Origin of the sequence: Spirillospora sp. NPDC048911 (assembly GCF_043198015.1) — a bacterium.
In the GTDB taxonomy this organism is placed as follows: domain Bacteria; phylum Actinomycetota; class Actinomycetes; order Streptosporangiales; family Streptosporangiaceae; genus Spirillospora.
Genome location: NZ_JBICUD010000007.1, coordinates 233,816 through 256,277, shown reverse-complemented (window position 1 = coordinate 256,277; position 22,462 = coordinate 233,816). Strand labels below are relative to the sequence as shown.

The 22,462-nt window shown below is 71.3% G+C and carries 20 protein-coding genes; 7 read left to right on the top strand and 13 right to left on the bottom strand.

Annotated elements, in window-relative coordinates; genetic code table 11:
* Positions 1 to 162 precede the first annotated feature (162 nt).
* Positions 163 to 1,596, top strand: coding sequence for an aminopeptidase (locus ACGFNU_RS30755; protein WP_392599234.1), 1,434 nt, complete (start codon positions 163 to 165; stop codon positions 1,594 to 1,596).
* Positions 1,597 to 1,710: 114 nt separating this feature from the next.
* Here the strand turns inward: ACGFNU_RS30755 and ACGFNU_RS30750 are convergent, their stop codons facing one another.
* From ACGFNU_RS30750 to ACGFNU_RS30735, 4 genes are all read right to left on the bottom strand, one after another.
* Positions 1,711 to 2,925: an ABC transporter permease gene (locus ACGFNU_RS30750; RefSeq protein WP_392599232.1), complete on the bottom strand. Its 1,215-nt coding sequence runs from the start codon at positions 2,923 to 2,925 to the stop codon at positions 1,711 to 1,713.
* Positions 2,926 to 3,116: 191 nt separating this feature from the next.
* Complete coding sequence (locus ACGFNU_RS30745; protein WP_392599230.1) at positions 3,117 to 3,827, bottom strand: ABC transporter ATP-binding protein; 711 nt, start codon at positions 3,825 to 3,827, stop codon at positions 3,117 to 3,119.
* Positions 3,824 to 4,900, bottom strand: a complete 1,077-nt coding sequence (locus ACGFNU_RS30740; RefSeq protein ID WP_392599228.1) for a peptidoglycan-binding protein — start codon at positions 4,898 to 4,900, stop codon at positions 3,824 to 3,826. Before ACGFNU_RS30740 ends, ACGFNU_RS30745 begins: the two co-directional genes overlap by 4 nt.
* A gap of 34 nt (positions 4,901 to 4,934) precedes the next feature.
* The gene (locus ACGFNU_RS30735; protein ID WP_392599227.1) at positions 4,935 to 5,480 is read right to left on the bottom strand and encodes a hypothetical protein; all 546 of its coding nucleotides are present in this window, start codon (positions 5,478 to 5,480) and stop codon (positions 4,935 to 4,937) included.
* 144 nt (positions 5,481 to 5,624) lie between these two features.
* Between ACGFNU_RS30735 and ACGFNU_RS30730 the strand changes: the two genes are divergently transcribed.
* Together ACGFNU_RS30730 and ACGFNU_RS30725 are read left to right on the top strand one after the other, a co-directional pair.
* Positions 5,625 to 6,314 (top strand): response regulator transcription factor, encoded by a 690-nt coding sequence (locus tag ACGFNU_RS30730; protein WP_392599225.1) that lies wholly within the window; start codon positions 5,625 to 5,627, stop codon positions 6,312 to 6,314.
* Positions 6,311 to 7,579, top strand: a complete 1,269-nt coding sequence (locus ACGFNU_RS30725) for a sensor histidine kinase (protein ID WP_392599223.1) — start codon at positions 6,311 to 6,313, stop codon at positions 7,577 to 7,579. The genes ACGFNU_RS30730 and ACGFNU_RS30725 overlap by 4 nt, the downstream gene beginning before the upstream one ends.
* Here the strand turns inward: ACGFNU_RS30725 and ACGFNU_RS30720 are convergent.
* The 4 genes from ACGFNU_RS30720 to ACGFNU_RS30705 all read right to left on the bottom strand — a co-directional run bounded on the left by ACGFNU_RS30720 (position 7,519) and on the right by ACGFNU_RS30705 (position 11,563).
* Positions 7,519 to 9,222, bottom strand: a complete 1,704-nt coding sequence (locus tag ACGFNU_RS30720) for a glycoside hydrolase family 13 protein (RefSeq protein WP_392599222.1) — start codon at positions 9,220 to 9,222, stop codon at positions 7,519 to 7,521. The two genes, ACGFNU_RS30725 and ACGFNU_RS30720, sit on opposite strands and share 61 nt — an antisense overlap.
* A 136-nt stretch (positions 9,223 to 9,358) precedes the next feature.
* Positions 9,359 to 9,742: a globin gene (locus ACGFNU_RS30715; protein WP_392599220.1), complete on the bottom strand. Its 384-nt coding sequence runs from the start codon at positions 9,740 to 9,742 to the stop codon at positions 9,359 to 9,361.
* A gap of 69 nt (positions 9,743 to 9,811) precedes the next feature.
* The gene (locus tag ACGFNU_RS30710; RefSeq protein ID WP_392599219.1) at positions 9,812 to 10,873 is read right to left on the bottom strand and encodes a mechanosensitive ion channel family protein; all 1,062 of its coding nucleotides are present in this window, start codon (positions 10,871 to 10,873) and stop codon (positions 9,812 to 9,814) included.
* A gap of 300 nt (positions 10,874 to 11,173) precedes the next feature.
* A complete protein-coding gene (locus ACGFNU_RS30705) occupies positions 11,174 to 11,563 on the bottom strand; it encodes a hypothetical protein (RefSeq protein WP_392599217.1) in 390 nt (129 codons plus the stop codon).
* 468 nt (positions 11,564 to 12,031) lie between these two features.
* On the opposite strand from ACGFNU_RS30705, the gene ACGFNU_RS30700 reads away from it, so the two are divergent.
* Both ACGFNU_RS30700 and ACGFNU_RS30695 read left to right on the top strand, forming a co-directional pair.
* Positions 12,032 to 13,642 (top strand): XRE family transcriptional regulator, encoded by a 1,611-nt coding sequence (locus ACGFNU_RS30700; protein ID WP_392599215.1) that lies wholly within the window; start codon positions 12,032 to 12,034, stop codon positions 13,640 to 13,642.
* A gap of 65 nt (positions 13,643 to 13,707) precedes the next feature.
* On the top strand, positions 13,708 to 14,292 hold the full coding sequence (locus ACGFNU_RS30695) for a GNAT family N-acetyltransferase (RefSeq protein WP_392599213.1): 585 nt from the start codon (positions 13,708 to 13,710) through the stop codon (positions 14,290 to 14,292).
* A 63-nt stretch (positions 14,293 to 14,355) separates the two neighbouring features.
* Here ACGFNU_RS30695 and ACGFNU_RS30690 read toward each other — a convergent pair whose 3' ends face one another.
* The 3 genes from ACGFNU_RS30690 to ACGFNU_RS30680 form a co-directional block, all read right to left on the bottom strand.
* The gene (locus tag ACGFNU_RS30690) at positions 14,356 to 15,123 is read right to left on the bottom strand and encodes a class I SAM-dependent methyltransferase (RefSeq protein WP_392599212.1); all 768 of its coding nucleotides are present in this window, start codon (positions 15,121 to 15,123) and stop codon (positions 14,356 to 14,358) included.
* Positions 15,124 to 15,151: 28 nt separating this feature from the next.
* Positions 15,152 to 17,239 carry a prolyl oligopeptidase family protein gene (locus ACGFNU_RS30685; protein WP_392599211.1) on the bottom strand — a complete coding sequence of 696 codons (2,088 nt, stop codon included), beginning with the start codon at positions 17,237 to 17,239 and terminating at the stop codon, positions 15,152 to 15,154.
* Positions 17,240 to 17,324: 85 nt separating this feature from the next.
* Complete coding sequence (locus ACGFNU_RS30680) at positions 17,325 to 18,239, bottom strand: hypothetical protein (RefSeq protein WP_392599210.1); 915 nt, start codon at positions 18,237 to 18,239, stop codon at positions 17,325 to 17,327.
* Between the two features lie 158 nt (positions 18,240 to 18,397).
* Between ACGFNU_RS30680 and ACGFNU_RS30675 the strand changes: the two genes are divergently transcribed.
* The gene (locus ACGFNU_RS30675) at positions 18,398 to 19,051 is read left to right on the top strand and encodes a hypothetical protein (protein WP_392599209.1); all 654 of its coding nucleotides are present in this window, start codon (positions 18,398 to 18,400) and stop codon (positions 19,049 to 19,051) included.
* A 296-nt stretch (positions 19,052 to 19,347) separates the two neighbouring features.
* Positions 19,348 to 19,857 carry an HNH endonuclease gene (locus ACGFNU_RS30670; RefSeq protein WP_392599207.1) on the top strand — a complete coding sequence of 170 codons (510 nt, stop codon included), beginning with the start codon at positions 19,348 to 19,350 and terminating at the stop codon, positions 19,855 to 19,857.
* Positions 19,858 to 20,030: 173 nt separating this feature from the next.
* Here ACGFNU_RS30670 and ACGFNU_RS30665 read toward each other — a convergent pair whose 3' ends face one another.
* The gene (locus ACGFNU_RS30665) at positions 20,031 to 20,252 is read right to left on the bottom strand and encodes a zinc ribbon domain-containing protein (protein WP_392599206.1); all 222 of its coding nucleotides are present in this window, start codon (positions 20,250 to 20,252) and stop codon (positions 20,031 to 20,033) included.
* Positions 20,253 to 20,338: 86 nt separating this feature from the next.
* Positions 20,339 to 22,183, bottom strand: a complete 1,845-nt coding sequence (gene ilvD / locus ACGFNU_RS30660) for a dihydroxy-acid dehydratase (RefSeq protein WP_392599204.1) — start codon at positions 22,181 to 22,183, stop codon at positions 20,339 to 20,341.
* Positions 22,184 to 22,462: the final 279 nt, after the last annotated feature.

Below are 22,462 nucleotides of genomic sequence, written 5' to 3'. Positions count from 1 at the left end.
GGAGTGGGTCGGAAGCGGACAGGGGTGCACAAGCGGGGACCGCGGCGCGGGCAACCGGGTTGTCACGGGTGGATAACAAGGAAAACATGAATCCGCTTATGTCCCATCTATCCCTCTAATGTCGCCTTCGCGAACTGTGGCGACCCCACCGAAGGGCGGACGATGGTCAACGTTTCCAGAGGGTCGATGGCCCTGCTGCTCGCCGCCGGGCTGGCCGCGAGCACCGGTGCCGTCGCGACCGCGCAGACCGCGGCCGGAGCGACGCCGGCCGCCGTTCCGGCGCAGGGCGACATCGCGGCACGGCTCAAGGCGATCAAGGGCATGACGGTGGTGGAGAAGCCGTCCACGATGCCCGGCTACCGCTGGTTCTGGCTCACCTACCGGCAGCCGGTCGACCACCGGCGCCCGAAGGGGCGCTGGTTCGAGCAGCGGATCATGTTGCAGCACAAGGCGCTCGACCGGCCCATGGTCCGGTACACCAGCGGCTACAACACGCCCGAGACCATGTTCAGGACCGAGCCGACGGCGCTCGTGGACGGCAACCAGATCTCGATCGAGTACCGCTACTTCACCCCGTCCCGGCCGAAGCCGGCGGACTGGACGAAGGACACGATCTGGCAGGCCGCCACCGACGAGCACCGGATCATCCAGGCGCTCAAGAAGATCTACAAGACGCGCTGGATCTCCACCGGGGTCAGCAAGGGCGGCATGACGGTCGTCTACCACAAGCGCTTCTACCCGCGTGACGTCGACGGCAGCGTGGTCTACGTCGCGCCGAACGATGTCGACAACAAGGAGGACAGCGCGTACGACCGGTTCTTCGCGAAGGTCGGCACCGACCCGAAGTGCCGGGCGCACGTGAAGGGCCTGGCGCGCGAGATCCTCAAGCGGCGCCCGGCGATGCTGCAGCGCTTCAAGGCCGACGCCGCCAAGAACGGCTGGACGTTCACCATCCTGCGCACCCCTGACCGCGCGTTCGAGAACTCGGTCATGGACTACGAGTGGGGCTTCTGGCAGTACGCCCTGCAGTCCGACTGCGCGTCCCTGCCCGCCCTCAACGCGTCCGACGACGTGCTCTACAAGAGCCTCGACTCGATCGCGGGCATCTCGTTCTACACGGACCAGGGTCTCCAGCCGTACATCCCGTACTACTACCAGGCGGGCACCCAGCTCGGCTGGCCCACGCCGCAGTTCAAGCACCTGCGGCCGCTGCTGCGGTACGAGAGCAGCTACCAGCCGCGCACCTACGTGCCGCGCGACATCCGCATGCGGTTCGACGGCGGCAAGGCGATGCGCGACATCGACGGCTGGGTGCGGACGCGCGGCAGCAGGCTGATGTTCCTGTACGGGGCGAACGACCCGTGGGGCTCGGAGCGGTTCAGGCTCGGCAAGGGCACCCGCGACTCGGCCGTCTACACCGCGCCCGGCATGAACCACAGCGGCAAGCTCATCGAGAAGCTGCCCGCCGCGCAGCGGGCCAAGGCGATCGCCGACCTGTTCCGCTGGGCGAACGTGACGCCGGGGGCGCAGGCGCTGACCACCACTCCGTCCGACGCCGTCGACCCCCTGCTCTTGCAGGGACGTCCGCCTCTGTAACCCTGGCGGATGCACCAGGCGCCCTGGCGTATACGTCACGGGCCCTGGCGCTATGAACGAGCCCCGCGCCGCAGGCAGCGTTCCTGCGGTGCGGGGCTCGTCGTCTGCGGGCGCTCAGGCCGTCTGAAGGGCGATCGTGGGGGAGAGGCGGGCGGCCCGGACGGCCGGATAGAGGCCCGCGACGGTGCCGATGATCAGCGTTGCCCCGAAGCCCCCGGCGATCGACCAGAGGGGCACCACCGGCGGCAGTCCCGTGGACATCGCGTACCCGAACGTCGCCAGCGTCCCCAGCACGGCCCCGGCGGCGCCGCCCAGCCCGGACAGCAGCAGCGACTCGGTCACGAACTGCAGCCGCACGTGCCCGCGCGTCGCGCCGAGTGAACGGCGGAGCCCGATCTCGTGGCGCCGTTCCAGCACCGAGATGATCATCGTGTTGGCGACGCCGACGCCGCCGACGAGGAGCGCGACGGCGCCCAGGCCGAGCAGCAGGTCGGTGAACGCGCCCGCCGCGGCGGCCTTGGCCTGGAGCGCCGATGACGGGTCGGTGACCCGCACGTCCTGCGGGTTCTCCGCGTTGATCGTGCGCGGCAGCAACTCGCGCACCCGCGCCACGGCGGAGTCGGCGGAACGTTCGTAGACCGCGGTCGGATGCCCGTCGAACCCGAGATGGCGCCGCGCCGCCGTCCAGCCGATCAGCGCCGAACGTTCGATCTCCGGCGCGAGCGGCAGCGGATCGAGGATGCCGATCACGGTGAAGTAGCGGTCGCGGATGAAGACCTGCCGGCCGATCTCGGTGACGCCCAGCCGTTCCGCCGCCACCGAGCCGAGGACGACCGACGGGAAACGGCCGTTGGCCGCGTTCAGCCACGTCCCGCCGCGGACGCTGCCGCGCAGCGTCTTCAGCAGGTCCTCGGTGGCCGCCAGGGCCGCGATCCCGCCGGTCTCGTCCTTGGAGATCCGGTCCGAGCGCCGCACGGTGCCGGACAGCGAGCCGGTGGCCGCCGACTGCTCGACGCCGTCGATCCGCCGCACCATCCGCTCCGCGCCCTTGGGGAGTTTGGTCTTCTCGCCGGTGAACATCGAGTCGCCGGGGGCGGCCACCAGCAGGTTGGTGCCGAGCCTGTCGAGCCGCCGCAGCACGTCGGCCTTGCTGGACGCCGAGATCCCCACGACGGAGATCATCGTCGCGATGCCGATCGCGATCCCGAGCGCGGAGAGCACGACGCGGACGGGACGTGTACGCAGGCCCGCCGATCCGGTCCGCAGGACGTCGGCGACCGCGAGCCGCGCCGGTACCAGCCTCGTCGCCCCCTTACGGCGGCCTCGCATACGGTCCGTTCCCCCACGACCGGCCCTCGCACGGCCCGGTTCGTCCCCGTCGGCCCTCACGCGGCCTGGTTTCCCACGACAGGCCCGCATACGGCCCGGTTTCACGCTGCCGGTCTCCGCGCTGCCGGTCTCCGCGCTGCCGGTCTCCGCGCGGTCGGCCGACGAGCGGCCGGTTCTCCTACGCCCGAGCTTCATACGGCGCCCGCCTCGACCGGCGCCCGCGAGTCGGACACGATGAGCCCGTCGCGGAGCCGTACCCGCCGGGGCAGGGCCGCGGCGATGTCGTGGTCGTGCGTGATCACGGCGATCGTCGCCCCCTCGGCGTTCAGATCACGGAGCAGCGCCATCACGGTGTCGCCGGCGGCGGTGTCCAGCGCACCGGTCGGCTCGTCCGCCAGCAGCAGGGCGGGTTCGCCGATGATCGCGCGGGCGATCGCGACGCGCTGCTTCTGGCCGCCCGACAGCTCGTGCGGCCGGTGCGTCATCCGGTCGGCGAGCCCGACCCGTTCCAGCACGGCCGCCGCCTCGCGGCGCCGGGCACGCAGAGGCCGGCCGCTGTAGAGGAGCCCGTCCGCCACGTTGTCCAGCGCGGAGACCCCGGCGGCCAGGTGGAACGACTGGAAGACGAACCCCAGGTCGCGGGCGCGCAGGGCCGACAGCTCGCGGTCGGACAGGTCCGCCACCTCGTGCCCGGCGATCCGGACGGTGCCGGTCGACGGGCGGTCCAGGCTGCCGACGATGTGGAGCAACGTGGACTTGCCGGATCCGGAGGGGCCGGCGATCGCCAGCAGCTCGCCGGGCCAGATGGTCAGATCGACCCCGGCCAACGCGGCGACACCGCCTGGATACTCCTTCCGTACGCCGACGAGTTCGACGACGGGCGGGGGCTGGGGTGGGGTCATGACTTGGGCACCTCGACCTTCATGCCCGCGCTGAGCCCTTCGCCGGTCACCTCTACACGGCCCTCGCCGAAGACGCCGAGTTCGACCTTGACCGTCCGGGACGTGCCTCCGCCGACGACCCGGACGCCATAGCCACCGCCGGGCAGCGCCAGCAAGGCTTGAACGGGGACGGACAGGACGTCCTTGCTCGTCTGCGTCGTCAGGTTCACCGTGACGGGAGCCTGGTCGAGCCCGTCTACCTTGCCCGGTTCGTCGAGTTCGATGACGACATCGACCTTCGCCTCGCCCTCGTCGCCGCCATCTCCGCCTCCGCCGCCGTCCTTGGACGCCGTGGTGCCGATCGTGCGAACGGAGCCCTCCACCGTGCGGCCGCCGGGCAGCTCGACGGTGACCTTCGTGCCTCTCCGAAGGGTGCTCGCCTGATCGACGCCGAGCTTGAGGCTGACGACCCGTTCGGCGCTGGAGGAGGTCACCACGGGGCTGCCGGGCGCGACGCGGTCGCCCGCCGACGCGTCCCGGCTCTTGACCCGGACCGGGCCGGACGCGAAGACGATCGCTTCCGGCCCCACCATCCCGGTGGCCTTGGCGTCGTGAGCCTTCTGCCAGCGTTTGACCGCATCCGCCGTAGCCGCCGTGAACTTCTGGTCCACCGTCAGGGCGCCGCCGTAGCCGAGGGCGCTGAGGTTCTTCTCCAGTTGCAGGACGTCCGGCCCCTCGGCCCCGGTCTTGAGGGCCCGGTACATCGGACGCGTCCCGTACATCAAGCGAACGGGCCGTCCGTCCAGCTCGTAGAGCCTGCCGTCCCGGCGGACCGTGGAACCGGCGGCCTTGACCCACGTCACCGTCCCGCCCGCGCCGGCCTTCAGCTTGCGCTCGCCCCCGTAGCCGAGCGCGCCCTGCGCGGAGGTGCTGTCGCTCAGGTCGCCGCGTTCGACGGGCGCGGTGGTCGTGGCGGCGTCCGGATCGTGCCGCTCGCCCTTGCCGCCCTCGGCCGTCGCGTTGACGGCGACGCCCGCCCCGACGGCGGCGACGACCACGGCCGCCGCGGCGCCGACGATCGTCTTTCGTCTCATGGCCTGTCTCTCCTCGCGTCCGCGCGGTGGGCGATCATCCGAACGCGGAGCCGCAGGCCTTGTTGGCCTTGTCGAACTTCTCCTTCTCGGCCCCGCTCTCCGGAGCGCGACGCGCGGATGCCATCCCGCCGTTGCCGCTGAACTTGGGGTCGGGCATGTCGACGCCGTGCTCCCGCATGCACCGGGCGAACTTCAGCATCCGGTCCTTCTCCTCCTGCGAGAGCGGCTTGGGTTCCGGGATCCCCGCGACGCCGCGGCAGGTCTTGAGGGCCTTCTCGATCTTCTCGGCGCTCGCGCCGCGCCCGCCGATGGTGAGCGCGGGGGCGCCTCCGCCCGGCTTGGGGTCGGGCATGTCGACGCCGTTCTGGCGCATGCACTTGGCGAGCTTGAGCTGCTGGTCCGTCGAGGGCACCCTGTCGCCACCGGCCCCGGTCGTGCCGCTGCTCGCGGCCCCGGCACCGGATTCGTCCTGCCCGCCCGTGCCGGAGTCGCCGCCGCAGGCGGTGCTGAGCAGGGCCAGCGCGGCCAGGCCCGAGGCGGCGGCGGTGAGCACGCGCGCCCGATGCCGGTTGGTGATCATGGGACGTCCTCCCGGTCGCGGCCGGACTCCGAACGGTCCGGCGACGCCTCCGAGAGTGGCCGGGACCGGTGTTTCGTTTCCCTAACGCGGGCGGCTCCGGCCGCTTTATCTTTTCGAAAGCCCTGGTCAGGTAGACCTGGAGGCATGCGCGTGCTGGTGGTGGAGGACGAGGACTATCTGGCGGAGCTGATCGCCGAGGGGCTCCGGGCCCAGGCGATCGCGACGGACGTCGCCGGTGACGGTGCCGAGGCGCTGCGCCGGTTCGAGGCGATGGACTACGACGTGCTCGTTCTCGACCGGGACCTCCCTGAGGTGCACGGCGACGACGTCTGCCGCGAGGTCGTGCGCAGCGGGCGGCTGACGCGGATCCTGATGCTCACCGCGTCCGGCACGGTCCGGGACCGGGTCGAGGGCCTCGGGCTGGGGGCGGACGACTACCTGCCCAAGCCGTTCTCCTACGAGGAACTCGTCGCCCGCGTGCTGGCCCTGGGGCGGCGGGCCCGCCCGGCGCTGCCGCCGGTCATGGAACGGGCCGGGGTCGTGCTCGACATCCCGCGCCGCCAGGCGTACCGAGACGGCCGGCGCCTGGACCTCTCGCGCAAGGAGTTCGCGGTCCTGGAAGCGCTGATGCGTGCGGACGGCGCGGTGGTCGGCACCGAGGATCTCATCGAGGAGGTCTGGGAGGAGCACATCAGCTACAACTCCAACGCCGTACGCGTGACGGTCAGCAAGCTGCGGGCCAAGCTCGGGCCGCCGGTGGTCGTGGAGACCGTGTCGGGCTCCGGCTATCGCATGGGGACGGGCGCCACCGGAGCGAGCGGGGCCGGCGCATGAGGATCACTGCCAGGGCCCGGCTCACGGCCCTCTACGGAGGCCTGCTCCTCGTCGCCGGCAGCGGTCTGGTCGCCTCCGTCTACTTCCTGCTGCGCAAGTCCCTGGCCGACCGGCTGCCCACCGCGATCACGGCGGCGGTCCCGGCCTCGGCCGGCTGGCCGCCCGCGGGGGCGGCCCGGCCCGCGGACGCCCAGTCCGCGGAGACCATCGTCCCGGACGGGCCCATCGAGGCGACGCGACACGGCCAGACCCTCGCGATCAGGCGTGCCGCCACCGTCGCCGAGGACACCACCTACGAGCAACTGCTGATCGTCTCGCTCGTCGCGCTCGCGATCTTCGCCGTCGTGTCGGTGTTCCTCGCGTGGTGGATGGCGGGCCGCGTGCTGCGCCCCGTGCACACGATCACCGCCACCGCCCGCCGCCTGTCCGGCGAGAACCTCGGCGAGCGCATCGCCCTGAAGGCCCCGCCGGGCGAGCTCAAGGACCTCGCCGACACCTTCGACGCCATGCTCGACCGGCTGCAGGGCCTGGTGTCGGCGCGGCAGCGGTTCGTCGCCAACGCCGCCCACGAGCTGCGGACCCCGCTCGCCGTCCAGCGCGCCGCGCTGGAGATCGGCCTCGCCGACCCCGATCCGGCGAAGGTCGCGCGCGTCCGCACCAAGTTGCTGACCGTGGCGGACCGCAGCGAGCGGCTCATCGAGGGCCTGCTGCTCCTGTCGGTGAGCGATCAGGGGCTGGACCGGCCGGAGCCCATGGACGCGGGGCCGCTGGTCGAGGGAGTGATCGCCGAGCACACCGCCGAGGCGCGCGATCGCGACGTGACGATCGAGTCGGACGTCGCACCCGTACGGCTGGAGGGGGAGCCGACCCTGTTCAGGCATCTGGTGCGCAATCTCCTGGAGAACGCGCTCCGCTACAACGTCCCCGGCGGGCGGATCTTCGTGGGACTGGACGACGAGGGGCTTCGGGTCAGGAACACCGGCCCGAAAGTGCCCTCCGACGTCGTCCCCCATCTCTTCGAGCCGTTCCGCCGCCTGCATCCGCGCCGCCACGCCCCCGGCGAGGGCACCGGGCTCGGGTTGTCGATCGTCGACTCGATCGCCCGCGCGCACGGCGGCGAGGCGGTCGCGCGGGCCAATCCGGGCGGCGGGCTGAGCATCCGGGTGACCTTCGGGACCCGCGGCGACGGCCTCCGGACGCCGGATCAGGCGGACGGCGGCGGCCGCAGCAACCATGCGGAGCTGTCGGCGGGCAGCAGCCCCTGATCGGCCGGCGCACTGCTGATCACGACCTCGCCGGCGCCGGCGGGCAGCGGGGCGGCGCGTTCGCCACAGTTGAGGACGCAGGTGAGCGGGCCGCGCACGAACGCCACCACGTCGGCATCGGCCGGCAGCCAATCGAGCGTCTCCGGCAGGAGCAGTTCGCGGCGATGGCGCAAGGCCCGCCGGTAGAACGCCAGGGTCGAGCCGGGATCGCCTTCCTGCGCCTCGACGGTCAACGCGGCCCACGATCCGGGCATCGGAAGCCACGGCTTGGGCGCGGCACCGTCCCCGGCGGGCGAGAACCCGTACGGCTCGCTCGTCCCGGACCAGGGCAGCGGGACGCGGCATCCGTCCCGGCCGGGCCGCGTGCCGCCGGAGCGCGCCCAGATCGGATCCTGGCGGGCCGCGTCCGGAAGATCGGCCACCTCGGGAAGGCCCAGCTCTTCGCCCTGGTAGAGGTAGGCCGAGCCCGGCAACGCCAGCATCAACAGCAGCGCCGCCCTGGCCCGGGCCAGCCCGGCGCCGGGAGATCCGTCCGGTGGTTCGTACCGCGTGACGTGGCGCACCGAGTCGTGGCTGGACAGCACCCACGTCGGCGCCGAGCCCGTCGGCGCGACGGCGGCCAGCGCCGTGGTGACGACCGTGCGGAAGGACGCGGCGGACCAGCGGGCGAGCTGCAGATCGAACTGGAACACCTGGTGGAGCTCGTCGGGCCGCAGGAAGAGCGCCAGATCCTCCGCGCTCTCGGTCCAGACCTCGCCGATCGCCATCCGCTCGCCCGCGTACCTGTCCAGGACGCGGCGCCAGTCCCGGTAGACCTCGTGGACCTCGGGACGGCTGTAGATGGGGCCGCTGACGACATGGCGGCTGCGGCCCGCGAGGTCGGCGAACGCGGCGTCCTTGAAGAGACCGGCGGCGACGTCGATCCGGAAGCCGTCGACCCCGCGGTCGAGCCAGAAGCGCAGGATGTCCTCGAACTCCGCCCGCACCTCCGGATTGCGCCAGTTGAGATCGGGCTGCTCGGGCGCGTACAGGTGCAGGTACCAGTCCCCGTCGGGCAGCCGCGACCACGCGGGCCCGCCGAACGCCGACGGCCAGTCGTTCGGCGGCCCGTCGTGCGGCGGCCCGTCCGCCCCGCCGGACCGCTCAGAGGAGGATTCTTCATCCGGAGGGGTGTCTTTCTCCCCAAAGGATGAGGAATCTTCACCGTGACCGGCGTCGGAGGAGGATCCTTCACCCGGCGGACGGCCGCGGCGGAAGAGGTAGCGCTCGCGCGCGGGGGAGCCGGGCGGTGCGGCCAGCGCCTCCTGGAACCAGGGATGCCGGTCGGAGGTGTGGTTGGGGACGATGTCGACGATCAGCCGCAGCCCGTGGGCGTGCGCGTCGGCGACCAGGGCGTCGAAGTCGTCCAGATCGCCGAACCGCGGATCGACGTCGCGGTAGTCGGCCACGTCATAGCCGCCGTCCGCCAGCGGCGACCGGTAGAACGGAGTGATCCACAGCGCGTCCACGCCGAGCTCGCGCAGGTGGCCGAGCCGGGAGCGGACGCCCTCCAGATCGCCTTCGCCGTCCCCGTCGGAGTCGGCGAAGCTGCGGACGTACACCTCGTACACGACGGCATCGCGCCACCAGGGGGATCGCGTCATACCTGGCGATCTACCCACTCAGCCCGATGCGTTCACCATGCCCGGCTCGACCCGCGCGCCGCGTGCGTGACGAGTGCTCGATGCGTGCTCGGCTCGATGCGCGCTCAGCTTGGCGCGCATTCAGCTTGATGCGGGCTCAGCTCGGCGCGTTGATCATGCTCTGGGCGGCCATCGTGAGGTAGTTCCAGAGCATCGTGTCGAGCTGCTCCGGTAGCTCCAGCTCGTCCACGGCGTCGCGCATGTGCCGCAACCAGGCGTCGCGTTCGGCCTCGCCGATGACGAACGGCACGTGCCGCATGCGCAGCCGGGGATGCCCGCGCTGCTGGCTGTAGGTGTTGGGGCCGCCCCAGTACTGGATGAGGAAGAGCCGGAGCCGGTCTTCGGCGGGCCCGAGGTCCTCTTCCGGGTAGAGCGGACGGAGCAGGGGGTCGTCAGCGACGCCCTGGTAGAAGCGGTGGACCAGGCGCCGGAAGGTCTCCTCGCCGCCGACCGCTTCGTAAAAGGTCACCTGTTGTGTCATGGCGCTCCCCAGCCTATGCGAGGGCGCCCGGCCCCCGGTGCGTGACAGGTCACCTTGATCGTTCCGGCCTCAGGAGGCCGGGGCGGGCGTGGCCACGGCCACGCCGGCCTCGTCGAACGCCTTCTTGACGCGTTCGCGCAGCTCACGTGCCACGCTGGCCTGCTTGCCCGGCGCCGTCTTGATCACGACCCGGACGATCACCGCGTCGCCGGCCAGGGCCTGGACGCCCCAGACGGACGGCTCTTCGAGGATCAGTTCCTTCCAGTCGGCGTCCGCGGCCATCGTGTCGGCGGTCTCCTGGAGGATCTCCTTGACCCGCTCGGTGTCCTCGTGGATGTCGACCGGGATGTCGAGCACGGCGCGGCCCCAGTTCTGGGACTCGTTGCCGACCTTCTTGATCTCGCCGTTCGGCACGTACCAGACCACGCCGTCGACGTCGCGCATGCGCGTCACGCGCAGGGTGACCGCCTCGACCGTGCCCTTGGCGGTGCCGACGTCGATGAAGTCGCCGACGCCGTACTGGTCCTCCAGCAGCATGAACAGCCCGGCCAGGAAGTCCTTGACGATGTTCTGCGCGCCGAAGCCCACGGCCACGCCGATCACGCTGGCGCTGGCCAGGATGGGGGCCAGGTTGAGGCCGAGCGACCCCAGCACGCTGAACGCCGCGGTCCCCATGATCATGATGGACGCGATCGACCGCAGGACCGACCCCAGCGTCTTGGCGCGCTGGGCGCGGCGCTGGTTGAGCAGCGCGGGGCTGCCCTCGAAGGACGTCCGTGTGCGCTCCCGGATCCGCTCCGACATGGTGCCCTCGGCCATGCGCAGCGTGACCTTGGTGATCGCGCGGAGCGTGATGGCGCGCAGGACCAGCGCGATGACCAGCGTCAGGATGATCCAGAAAAGCGTGCTGAGCGGCGTGTCGAGCCACGTCTTGAAGAACTGCGTGAAGCCCTTGTTGTGCGAGATGTTCCACACCAGGCGGCACGAGACGCTGGGATCCGGAGTGCCGCACGCCTGCTCGGGCGTGCCCTCCTGCTGCCAGGGCAGGGTGGCCCCCAGCGTGGTGGCCCCCGGAGTCGTGGATCTCAGAATGGCGGACCCCGCGGTGAGGGCCGTCTGGACGAGCGGCATGTGGCAGACCCTCCCCGGCCGGCTGTGGTGTCTCCGCCATGTCGCCGTGGACCTGCGGCGGTCGTACGAGCCGATCGTAGGGGACGGTGCCGAGCGGTTCGTACGTCGCCGGGCTGGATGGCGTGACCCGGCCGGGAAGGGACTGACCCTCTGCCGCGGCTCCGAGCACGGGCGTGGGTCTCGGAGCCGCGGGGGGCTCAGTACTCGATCATGTCCGGTGCATGCACCGGGGGGCGAACGTGTCCCGTGGGGCCCGGCTGCCGCGCCGTTCCGGCCGAGACCCCACGAGACACGCCCGGCTCATCGGTGGCCTGGCGGCCACTCGCTCGCGACCAGCGGCGCGTGGGCCTCGCGGCCCGCCGCGCCGAGGCCGCAGGTGTCGACGCCGCGGCGGTCGAGGCCGCGCGTCTCGCGGCGGTACGCCTGCAGGACGTGCGCCAGCTTGACCGCGGCGCCCTCCGGGTCGTCCACCCGGTGCATGCGCTCCCCCCAGGACCACCAGTAGTAGTGGTCGTGCGACTCGGGAGCGGGGGCGCACGTGACGTCTTCCGCCAGGCTCGCGGCCTCCGGATTGACGACCCGCAGGAAGGCCGGCCCCGAACGGGTCCTCACGACACGGGCCACCAGCCCGCGCGTGTCCAGTTCGTGCTCCAGCTCCTCGAGGTAGCCGACGCGTCTGTCGCTGACCACCTGCGCACCCCCTCCGTCGATCGTGCTGCGAGGACTGCTCGGACATCCGTGATCGAACTCTGTGAATGCAGTTCGTTACTCGCGGCGAGAATGACAACTCTCACGATGACGGGTCAAGGGCGGTCCGGTCCGCCGGAGTACGGATTTCCCCACCTCAGGGGTGGAATCGCGCACCCCGGTGGAAGAATCTCTACCCGAGTGGGAAACCTGCCCGCGGCGCGCCCCTCATTCGCTGAGAATGACTCGACCGGCCAGCTCGTCGAGAGTTACGCTGCGTGCGCGAGAGATTATCTGTCGTGTCCATCCAGAACCGGTCGCCGTGGCCGGACGCGGGCCCCCTCCCCTTATCAGGGCCGGCATCCGGGCTCAGCGGTGAGGAGGCCGGAACCGATGTCGGACCCCCCTCGGAAAGAAACGGACATAGCTCGCAGAATACGCGCGCATGGTCTGGCTCGAGGGCGATGCCCCGTGGAGATCGCGGTCGAGATCCACGATCAGTGCGGGCCGCTTTTCGGCACCAGCCGGGTCAAGGCGCACCGCCTGTCGCACGGTGTCGCGCTGTCCGACATCGTGGCCCAGGTCAGGGCGCTGTACGAGGTCGACGGCAAGCCGTGTCCCCGCCTCGGGGAGACGTTGCTGTCGGCGTACGAGAGCGGCTACAAGCGTCCCGGCCCCGAGTACCTGCACTACCTGTGCGCCGTCTACCGGGTCGAGCCCGACGACCTCGGCTTTCGCAGCCCCTGCATCTGCGGTCGCGGGCACGCGACCCGTCCCGGTGGCGCCGCCCGCGTCAACGGGCGCGCGATGGGCTGGCCGGGTGACGCGGCACCGGCGCGTCCGGCGGACCGGCTGGCTCCGGAAGAGCCCGCCACCCTCGTCGGATCGGTCGTCGTGCCCAAGCAGGACGGCCGTCAGTGGATCTCAGTCAACGAAATACGGGGGCGACATGACCGCGCCGAGGCCCCCATCTCCGTCGATGTAGGAGAGGAGGACATCGTGCTTCGTAGGACCCTTCTGCAACTCCTGGCCGGAGCGGGCGTGGCGCTCGACGGCCAGTTCCTTGGTGCCGTGGACAACCTTCGTCGCAAGATGGACGACACCCTGGTGAGCGCCACGGTGTCGCCGACGATGCTCGACCAGTGGGAGGAGACCACCCTCGGGTACGGCCAGCAGTACCAGGCCACCCCCTCACTGCGGATGTTGTGCGACGTGCTGCTGGACTTCAGCGAGGTACGGCGCATGTGCGACAAGCGGCAGCCTGTCGAGCTCCAGGAACGCCTGTGCCGGATCGCCGCCCAGTTGTCGGGCCTGTCCGGTCTCATCATGATCAATCTGGGCGACCACCGGCTGGCCCGCTCGTTCTTCCGTACCGCCCGTACGGCCGCCGACGAGACCGGCGACCGGCAGTTGCGGGCCTGGGTCACGGTGCGCGAGTCCCTGGTGCCCATGTATTACGGCGACCCGCGTGAGGCGCTCCACCTGGCGCGCAAGGCGCAGGATCTCGCCGGGCGCACGCCCGGCGTGGCGGCGGCGATGGCCCCGGCGGTCGAGGCGCGCGCGCTCGGCCAGCTGGCGCTGCGCGGCCGCAGCGACGCCGCGCCCAGCGCCCGGCGCGCGCTCGTGCGCGGACGCTCGGTCTTCGACCAGCTCTCCAAGACGCAGACCAGCGATCTGGCGTTCGGCTTCACCGACCGGCAGATGGCGTTCTACGAGGGCGACACGTTCACCAACCTCGGCGACCACAAACACGGCGACGAGGTGCTGAGCCACGCTCTCACGCTGTACTCGTCCACCGACTGGGTCGACATGACCCTCGTGCGGCTCGACCGGGCGGCGTGCAAGCTGCACGCCGGCCATCCCGAGGCCGCCCTGATGGCGGGCCGGGCCGCCATCCTCGAACTGCCCAGCGAGCATCGCTCCGACATCCTGGTCCACCGGGCGCGCCAGCTCGGTGCGGCCGTCAACGCCAGACACGGGGAGATCTCGGCGCTCAAGGACTTCTACGAGTCGCTCGCCGCCCCCTCGGTGCAGAGCCCGACCATGGAAACGCCCGCGGTCCCCCCCTCCGAGCAGGTCTGAGCGGCGCCATGGCACCGCAGGACGGCGACCCCCGACGAAGCCGTCCCGAGTTCGCCACTGGGGGAGTGGACAGCACACGCGCAGGTCTGGTCCGGCTCCGGCAGGAGCCGCCCAGCTGGACCTACGGTGACCTGCGCATCCGTCGGTACCGTGCCACCGACCACGCCACCGTCCTCGAACTCCACCGAGAGGGGCTGGCCCAAGTGGGCCTGCGCCCCGGCGACGGCGTCTACTACGACCACGACTTCTTCCGGATGGAGGACATCTATCTCCGCAACGACGGGGAGTTCATCGTCGGCGAGCTCGACGGCGCGATCGTCGCCATGGGCGGCCTCCGCAGGGCCGACCTCGTCCCCGGCGGCAGCGCACGCGCGTTCGGCGGGTACGCCCCCGGCGCGCCCAGCCTCGACGCCGTCGAGATGGTCCGTCTCCGCGTCCGCCCCCGCGTACAGCGCCGCGGCTTCGGCGCCGCCGTCGTCCGCGCCCTGGAGCACCGCGCCGCCGAGCTCGGCTACCGCGTCCTCCGGGCCGACACCACCGAGCTCCAAGGCCCCGCGCTGGAGCTCTACCGCACCTTCGGCTGGAAGGAGACCCGCCGCGAAGTGATCGGCGGCATCGTCAACATCTACCTGGAGAAGCGGCTGCGTTGAGCGCTCGTGCGGCCTCGCCTGGCAGTCGAGCCGCCAGGCGAGGTCGTCGAGGTCGGGAAGGCGTCACCTACAGGCTGCTACCAGTTGCATGAGGGGGTAGCGGCGTTGCTTGAGGTCGGTGAAGCCTCGGTCGGTGAGGGCGCGGGTCACCTCGCGGTCGCCGAACATGCGGACGCCCGCGAGGGCGCCGGCGAGTTCGCTGCCCAGGCGGCTGACCGGCAGGGACGGGCGGCGGGTCGTGAGGATGATGAGGCGGCCGCCCGGCTTGAGCACGCGCGCCATGTCGTCGACGGCGGCCCAGGGATCGTCGAAGAGGTAGAGGGCGCCGAAGCAGCAGACCGCGTCGAACGTGCCGGAGCGGAACGGGAGGGCGACGGCGTTGCCGCGGACGTAGCCGATGTCGCGGCTGTCGGCGGCGGCGCGGGCGAGCATGCCGCGGGCCGCGTCGAGACCGATCACCAGGCCGTTCTCCCCGACGCCGGCGGCCAGGGCGCGGGTGACGTTGCCCGGGCCGCACGCGACGTCGAGCACGGTGGCGGCGGGCTTGTGCGCGTCGCCCGGCTGGCCGAGGCCGAGCCACCCGCGGGCGAGGGCGTGCTCCGCGGCGGTGCCGGGGCCCACCGGCCAGCCCTTGGCGAGGTTGAAGCCGACCGGGCGCCAGACGCGTTCGTAGATCTGGGGCAGGAAGGTCGACTGCATGACCCTCTGGGCGACGGTCGGGGTGGGTTCGGCGTCGAGCAGATCGAGGTAGCCGTCGTGCGTTTCGCCTGGCGGCGACTCCAGGAGGGCGCGGACACGTTCCTGGACGCTCGGGCTCAGCACGGGGCTCATCCGTCTATTCGACCACGGGTCAATACGGTCAGGGGCCGGATGTGACCGACGGCACGAGACCGGTCCGGGCGGCCATGAACGACAAGGTGTCGACCATCAGGCCGATCGAACGGCTGACGGACCGGGCGTCGTGACCGACCTCCGCCTCGTTGCGGAGCAGGATCGGCCCGTCGGACGCGGTGGCGTGCTGGAGCGCCGCGCACATCTTGCGGGCGTGCAGCGGGTCGACGCGGGTGTCGCTGTCGAAGATCGTGAAGAGCGTGGCCGGGTAGGCGACGCCTTCGCGGACGTGGTGGTACGGCGAGTAGGAGAGGAGCCATTCGAGCTCGGCGGGGTCGGCCGCGGTGCCGTACTCGTCGTTCCAGGTCTCGCCGAGCCCGAACTTCTCGTACCGGACCATGTCGAGCAGGGGCGCGGAGCAGACGACGGCGTCGTAGAGGTCGGGGCGCTGGGTCAGGGCCGCGCCGACGAGCAGGCCGCCGTTGGAGCCGCCGGAGATCGCCAGTTTGCTCGCCCAGCCGCCGGCACGCAGCTTCTCGGCGGCGGCGTGGAAGTCGTCGAAGACGTTCTGCTTCTTGTCGCGCATGCCCGCGCGGTGCCACTCCTCGCCCTCCTCGGAGCCGCCGCGCAGGTTGGCGATCGCGTACACGCCGCCGGACTCCACCCAGGCGAGGACGCCCGCGGAGTACCCGGGGGTGAGGGGCACGTTGAAGCCGCCGTACCCGTAGAGGATCGTCGGGCGCGGGCCGGACGCGCCCGGCCGCGAGAGGACGAGCATGCGGACCTCGGTGCCGTCGTACGACTCGTACGTGATCTGCTGCGCCTCGACCTCGGGAACGCTGACCGTGCCGGGCGCGGCCGCCCACAGGGTGGTCTCGCCGGTGCGGGCGTCGTAGTGCATGACCGACGACGGCGTCACGTTGTCGGTGTAGCCGAACCACGCCTCGTGGCCGCCCTCGGGCCGCTCGATGATGCCGCCGATCGAGCCGAGGCCCGGCATGGGCACCTCGCCGATCCGTTCCCCGGTGGCCAGGTCGTGCACGGTGATCTCGCTGATCGCGTGGCGGGTCCAGCCCGCGAGCAGGATCGGCCGGTCGAGGTCGTCGAGGATCGCGTAGTCGCTGAGCACCGCTTCGGGATCCTGCGGGACGAGGTCGCGCCAGTTCTCGAACGACGGGTCGGCGGGGTCGGCGACGCAGAGCCGGGACCGGGGCGCGTCGCGGTCGGTGAAGAGGTACGCGCGGCCGTCCCGTCCGACGTAGAGGCCGGTCTCGGCGTCGACGCCCTCCTGGACGGCGCGCAGCGCGGGGCGTTCGGGCGAGGAGGCCGACAGGTCCGCGATCCACAGGTCGTTGCGCGGCGCGGTGCCCTGGGACGAGCTGATCGTGAGCCAGCGGCCGTCCCGGCTCACCGACACGCCGTAGTAGTTGGTCTTGTCCATTCCCTCGCCGAAGACGAGCACGTCGTCGGTGTCCGGGTCGGTGCCGACGCGGTGGAGGTAGACGCGCCGGTGGTACTGGTCCTCGCCCCGGGGCACCCCGTCGGCGGGCAGGCGGCGCACGTAGTAGTACGCCTCGCCGCCGGGCAGCCACGCGGTCGAGGAGTACCGGCTGCGGTCGATCGGCCCCTCGACCAGATCGCCCGTGGCCACGTCGATCACGTACAGCAGCGACTCCTCGTCGCCGCCGTGCGAGACCCGGTAGGCCAGCCGCCGCCCCTCCTTGTCCGGCTGCCACCCGTCCAGCGTGGTCGTCCCCGCCGGATCGAGCTCCATCGGGTCGAGCAGGACCCGCTCCGTGCCGTCCGGATCGACCGTGTAGAGCACCGGATGCTCCTGGTCGGCCGTCCGCCGCGAGAAGAAGCGCCGCGCGCCGCGCCAGACCGGCGAGCCGACGCTGCCCGCCGCCAGGAGCTCGCCGAGCCTGCGCCGCAGCGCGTCCCGCCCGGGAAGATCGTCGATCGTGCGATGGAACAGATCGTCCTGCTCGGCCAGCCATTTCCCGGTGTCCTCGCCCTGCCGGTCCTCAAGCCACCGGTACGGATCGGGCACCGGGTGGCCGAAGAGGTCATCGACGATCTCCTGGCGCTGCGCGGACGGGTACGGCGGTCGGCTCATGGCTGGCACTGTAACGGCCCCGCCCGCGCCACCGGCCACCCGATATCCGCGAAAGGAATGTGGCGGGCGGGGACGGGGGCCCTCGTCAGTTGGGGAGATCGGGCATGTCGGCGACGATCTCGGCGGGCGGGGCGTTGACGGGCGAGATTCCCCAGTCGGAAAGGGTGACGGTGGTCTTGTCTCGCGTCTTGGTGGGGGCCTCCACGCTGAACTTCAGCGGTACGTTCTGGGCGTCGGCCCACACCTCGTAGGTGAGGGGCTTCCCTTCGACTGCCTTGAGCATGTTGGCCTTCAGTTTGGCGAGATCGGCGTCGCTCAGCTTGGCCAGCTTGTCCAGGGACGGGTCGTTCTTGGCGCCCAGCCCCTTGGTCACCTCCCGGGCCAGCGCGACGTTCGAGGCGAGATACTTGCGGAGATCGATCGTCCCGAGCGCCTTGGCCATGTCGATGCTGACCGTGTAGCGCTGCGCGGGCGTGTCGACGACCTTGTCGGGGACCGGGCCTGCCAGCGTGCCGCCGGCGGCCATCAGCGCCCGCTGCTGCTCGGTGTCGGCGACGCTGCTCATCGCGCCGACCAGGGCCACCATCAGCTTGGCGATCGGGTTCTTGGAGTCGGCGGCGAAACGGGTGAACGTCTTGCCGGGAGCCACCTGCTGCTTGGGGTCCTTCTCCTCCATGAAGACGGCCTTCTCGGTCTTGATCAGCCGCAACTCCTTACCTTCCTGGGTCATTTTGATTTCGAGCTCGGGCGTGCCGTTCTCGGTGCTGACCGCGACGGACGCCGGCGAGCCGTCGCCGGAGTCGACGTTCATTCTGACCGACTTCTTGCTTTTCAACTGGTCGTGCACCAGACCAGCGACCTCGGGGAGGGCGAGGGCCTTCGAAGCGGTGGAGGCCGAGGCCTTGGCGCCGGGTGTGGCCGAGCCGGAGTCCGAGCCGCCGCAGGCGGTGAGGGAGAGGGCGGCCAGGCCGGCGATCGTGAGGGCGGAGAAACGTCGCACGGAAAGCTCTTTCTGGATGATTTTCGTGAAGTGGCAAGAATCCATATCAGTTACGTGTCGCGCGAACGGGGTCTCCGGTTGTCACGTGTGGCGAGATGAACGCGCTGGGCAACTTCGATAGAAGTGGCGGTGATCATTCTTCTAGACGGGGGTTGACGATGAAGGGCATCATCAGGGGGCGCGCCGCCGCCGGCGCGGCCGCGCTGGGCATTCCGCTGCTGGCCACCGCCCTGCCGGCGGACGCCGGGACGGCGGACGGGGCCATCGGCAAGGTCGAGTTCACCTACTCCTCACCCGAGGTCGCCGAGACGGGCGACAAGGTCACCTGGCACTGGGCCGTCAAGAACGCCAGCGGCGGCAGCGTCGCCAAGGTCGTGCTCACGCACCGGCTGACGCCGAAGCTGAAGGTCCACACGATCGACAAGCCCTGCACCGCCACGGCGGCCTCGATCCGCTGCGACTACGGGACGCTGAAGGCCGGCGAGAGGCGGCGGGGCTCCCTGGTGGCCGAACTGCCGCCCGCGGCCTCGGGGACCGTCCAGCTCAACGGCCGCGTGACCTGGCACCAGGGCGCGACCACGGACCAGGCCCCCGCGCCCGAGACCAAACAGCCCGAGACGAAGCAGCCCGAGACCAAACAGCCCGAGACCAAACAGCCCGAGACCAAACAGCCCGAGACCAAGCAGCCAGAGGCCACGCAGCCCGAGACCAAGCCGGAGACGAAGCAGCCCGCGGCCGCGCCGCCCGCCGCCGCCCCGCCGGTGGAGAAGACGCCGCCCGCCGCGTCCGAGCCCGCCGCCGCTTCCGACTGAGACGCGGCGACGCACCGTGCCCGTGAACGCGCGCCGCGTACGCGTTCCACGGCTCCCGCCATCACTTTCTGTGGTGGCGGGAGCCTTCTGCGTTCGATCTCGGGCGCGATTGGGGATTATTGGGGTAGCGGACGGCCTTCTCAGGCGCCACACTGATTTCGGGTTCGGTTCGCCCCTGGGGAGGTCCTCATGGCGGGTGTGCAGGTGCCGGAGACAATAATCTGGCCTCGGCGCGAGGCGCGCATATGCGTGTCCGCCGAGGCCAAAGGGAAGCACGCCCCGGTGGAGGGCGTCTGATGCGACAAGTCCTCCTCCTGAACGCGACGTATGAACCACTCACCACACTTCCGCTGCGGCGGGCGGTCTGCCTCGTGCTCCGGGAGAAGGCCGACGTCGTCCATCACGACACCTCGGGCGCGGTCCTCCACGCGGCGACGATGTCGATCGAGGTGCCCTCCGTCATCCGGCTTCGCCGCTACGTCCGCATCCCGTACCGCACCCGCGTTCCCCTGACCAGGGCCGCCCTCATGCGCCGCGACAACTTCCGCTGCGCCTACTGCGGCCGCCGAGCCGAGACGATCGACCACGTCCACCCGCGCAGCCGCGGCGGCAAGCACGTCTGGGAGAACTGCGTCGCCTCCTGCATGTCCTGCAACCACCGCAAGGCCGACCGCCTCCTGGAAGAGATCGGCTGGACCCTCAGCGTCACCCCAGGAGTCCCCCGCGGAGCCCACTGGCGCCTCATCGGCGTGATCAACGACGGCGACCCCCAATGGGCCGCCTACGTCACAGAGCCTGCGGCATAGATGGCTTTAGCGGCCTCGAGTCTTCGCCTGGCGGCTCCGACCCGGACCGCGAAAGCGGCGAGCGCGGCATCGCTTCGCGATCTCTCGTGAAGCTTCGCCTTCGGCTGGCTTCACGACCCGTTGAGCGCGCTCGCGTGCGGGCTGGGGCCGTTGCGGGGTGGCGACGGCCGGGGTCAGCCGCAGCAGCCGCCTCCGCAGCAGCCACCGCCGCCCGAGCTGGGGCGGGGTGCGGGGGCGCCGCCCTTGGCCGAGCCGGTGACGGCGACCGTGGAGAGCAGCTTGACCGTGTCGTCGTGGCCCTCCGGGCAGGACGCCGGGTCGGAGGCCTGGATCATCGGACGGGACACCTCGAAGGTCGCCCCGCACGCGCGGCAGCGGTAGTCATAGCGTGGCACCACCCCAGGATACGGTCATCGACCTGTCAGCGCTGCTCGGGCTTGCGCGTGCTGGTGGCATGAGGTGCCACCAGCACGCGGGTTGGCTACTTGTACAACTGGTCCACGTCTCTGGCGGCGCCGGTGGAGGCTGAGGTGGCCATGGCGGCGTAGGCCTGGAGGGCGGCGGAGACGGGGCGCTGGCGGTCCTTGGGGCGGTAGCCGCCGTTGGCGAGGAGCTTCTCGCGGCGGGCGGCGAGGGTGTCCTGGGGGACGTCGAGCTCCAGGGCGCGGCGGGGGATGTCGATGACGACGCGGTCGCCGTTCTCGACGAGGGCGATCACGCCGCCGGCGGCGGCCTCGGGGGAGGCGTGGCCGATCGACAGGCCGGACGTGCCGCCGGAGAAGCGGCCGTCGGTGATCAGGGCGCAGGCCTTGCCGAGGCCGCGGCCCTTCAGGAAGGAGGTGGGGTAGAGCATCTCCTGCATGCCGGGGCCGCCCTTGGGGCCCTCGTAGCGGATGACGACGACGTCTCCCTCCTTGACCTTGTCGCCGAGGATGCCCTCGACCGCGTCGTCCTGGCTCTCGAAGACGACGGCGGGGCCCTCGAAGGTCCAGAGCTCCTCCTCGACGCCGGCGGTCTTCACGATGGCGCCCTCGGGGGCGATGTTGCCGTAGAGGACGGCCAGGCCGCCGTCGGTGGTGTAGGCGTGCTCGGCGTCGCGGATGCAGCCGTTCTCGCGGTCGAGGTCGAGCTCGTCCCAGCGGGCGCTCTGGCTGAACGCGGAGGTGCTGCGGACGCCGCCGGGGGCCGCGTGCCAGAGCTCGCGGGCCTCGGGGGTGATCTCCGGGGAACGGATGTCCCAGGCCTTCAGGTGCTCGGGCAGCGAGGACGAGTGGATCGAGGTGACCTGGCGGTGCAGGAGACCGGCGCGGTCGAGCTCGCCGAGCAGGGCGGGGATGCCGCCGGCGCGGTGGCAGTCCTCGACGTGGTACTTGGCGGTCGCGGGCGCCAGCTTGCAGACGCAGGGGACGCGCCGGGAGAGCTCGTCGATCTCCTTGAGGCCGAAGTCGACGCCACCTTCGACGGCGGCGGCCAGCAGGTGCAGGATCGTGTTGGTCGAGCCGCCCATCGCGATGTCGAGGACCATGGCGTTCTCGAACGCGTCCTTGGTCGCGATGTTCAGGGGGAGGACGCTCGCGTCGTCCTGCTCGTAGTAGCGGCGGGCGATCTCGACGACGGTGCGGCCGGCGTCCTGGTAGAGCGCCTTGCGGGCGGTGTGGGTGGCCAGGATCGTGCCGTTGCCGGGGAGGGAGAGGCCGATGGCCTCGGTCAGGCAGTTCATCGAGTTGGCGGTGAACATGCCCGAGCAGGAGCCGCACGTCGGGCAGGCGTTCTCTTCCATCTCGGCGAGGGTCTCGTCGGAGACCGAGGCGTCCGCGGCGGCGATCATGGGGTCGATCAGGTCGAGCTTGTTGCCGACGCCGGAGACGGGCTTGCCGGCCTCCATCGGGCCGCCGGAGACGAAGACCGTCGGGATGTTCAGGCGCAGGGCGGCCAGGAGCATGCCGGGAGTGATCTTGTCGCAGTTGGAGACGCAGATCAGCGCGTCGGCGCAGTGGGCGTTGACCATGTACTCGACCGCGTCGGCGATCAGCTCGCGGGAGGGCAGCGAGTAGAGCATGCCGCCGTGGCCCATGGCGATGCCGTCGTCGACGGCGATCGTGTTGAACTCCCGGGGGATGCCGCCGGCCTCGCGCACGGCGCCGGCGACCACGTCGCCGACCTCGCGCAGGTGGACGTGGCCCGGGACGAACTGGGTGAAGCTGTTGGCGACCGCCACGATCGGCTTGCCGAAGTCCTCCCGCGCCACGCCGGTGGCACGAAGGAGGGCGCGCGCGCCCGCCATATTCCTGCCGTGGGTGACCGTACGTGACCTGAGCGGGGGCATAGGGACCTCTCCCAACATCTGCGAGCCGTACCCGTGATCGTATGCGCTGATCAGGGCTTTCGATGGAGTCGCAGCGGCGGATCGCGGCGCTGCCAGCCGGCCCGGCAGAGGTCCTGGGGGGTCGGCGTCGACTGATCACAGCCTACCAACCGGGGGCCACAGGTGGCGCCGGGGGCGGGAGCCGCCCGGAGGCGGCGAGAAACGCCGGGGGCGGGAGCCGCGCCCTGCCGGCGTTCGAGGGATGGGTGTACCGAGGAAGGTGGAGCGGGCACCCCGCCG

Bases quoted from the DNA above. Each gene is read 5' to 3' on its own strand.
- ACGFNU_RS30725 (WP_392599223.1), top strand. From the start codon at position 6,311: ATGAGGATCACTGCCAGGGCCCGGCTCACGGCCCTCTACGGAGGCCTG.
- ACGFNU_RS30740 (WP_392599228.1), bottom strand. From the start codon at position 4,900: ATGAGACGAAAGACGATCGTCGGCGCCGCGGCGGCCGTGGTCGTCGCC.
- ACGFNU_RS30670 (WP_392599207.1), top strand. From the start codon at position 19,348: ATGCGACAAGTCCTCCTCCTGAACGCGACGTATGAACCACTCACCACA.
- ilvD (WP_392599204.1), bottom strand. From the start codon at position 22,183: ATGCCCCCGCTCAGGTCACGTACGGTCACCCACGGCAGGAATATGGCG.
- ACGFNU_RS30690 (WP_392599212.1), bottom strand. From the start codon at position 15,123: ATGAGCCCCGTGCTGAGCCCGAGCGTCCAGGAACGTGTCCGCGCCCTC.
- ACGFNU_RS30755 (WP_392599234.1), top strand. From the start codon at position 163: ATGGTCAACGTTTCCAGAGGGTCGATGGCCCTGCTGCTCGCCGCCGGG.
- ACGFNU_RS30720 (WP_392599222.1), bottom strand. From the start codon at position 9,222: ATGACGCGATCCCCCTGGTGGCGCGATGCCGTCGTGTACGAGGTGTAC.
- ACGFNU_RS30745 (WP_392599230.1), bottom strand. From the start codon at position 3,827: ATGACCCCACCCCAGCCCCCGCCCGTCGTCGAACTCGTCGGCGTACGG.
- ACGFNU_RS30675 (WP_392599209.1), top strand. From the start codon at position 18,398: ATGAAGGGCATCATCAGGGGGCGCGCCGCCGCCGGCGCGGCCGCGCTG.
- ACGFNU_RS30730 (WP_392599225.1), top strand. From the start codon at position 5,625: ATGCGCGTGCTGGTGGTGGAGGACGAGGACTATCTGGCGGAGCTGATC.
- ACGFNU_RS30735 (WP_392599227.1), bottom strand. From the start codon at position 5,480: ATGATCACCAACCGGCATCGGGCGCGCGTGCTCACCGCCGCCGCCTCG.
- ACGFNU_RS30750 (WP_392599232.1), bottom strand. From the start codon at position 2,925: ATGCGAGGCCGCCGTAAGGGGGCGACGAGGCTGGTACCGGCGCGGCTC.
- ACGFNU_RS30685 (WP_392599211.1), bottom strand. From the start codon at position 17,239: ATGAGCCGACCGCCGTACCCGTCCGCGCAGCGCCAGGAGATCGTCGAT.
- ACGFNU_RS30710 (WP_392599219.1), bottom strand. From the start codon at position 10,873: ATGCCGCTCGTCCAGACGGCCCTCACCGCGGGGTCCGCCATTCTGAGA.
- ACGFNU_RS30715 (WP_392599220.1), bottom strand. From the start codon at position 9,742: ATGACACAACAGGTGACCTTTTACGAAGCGGTCGGCGGCGAGGAGACC.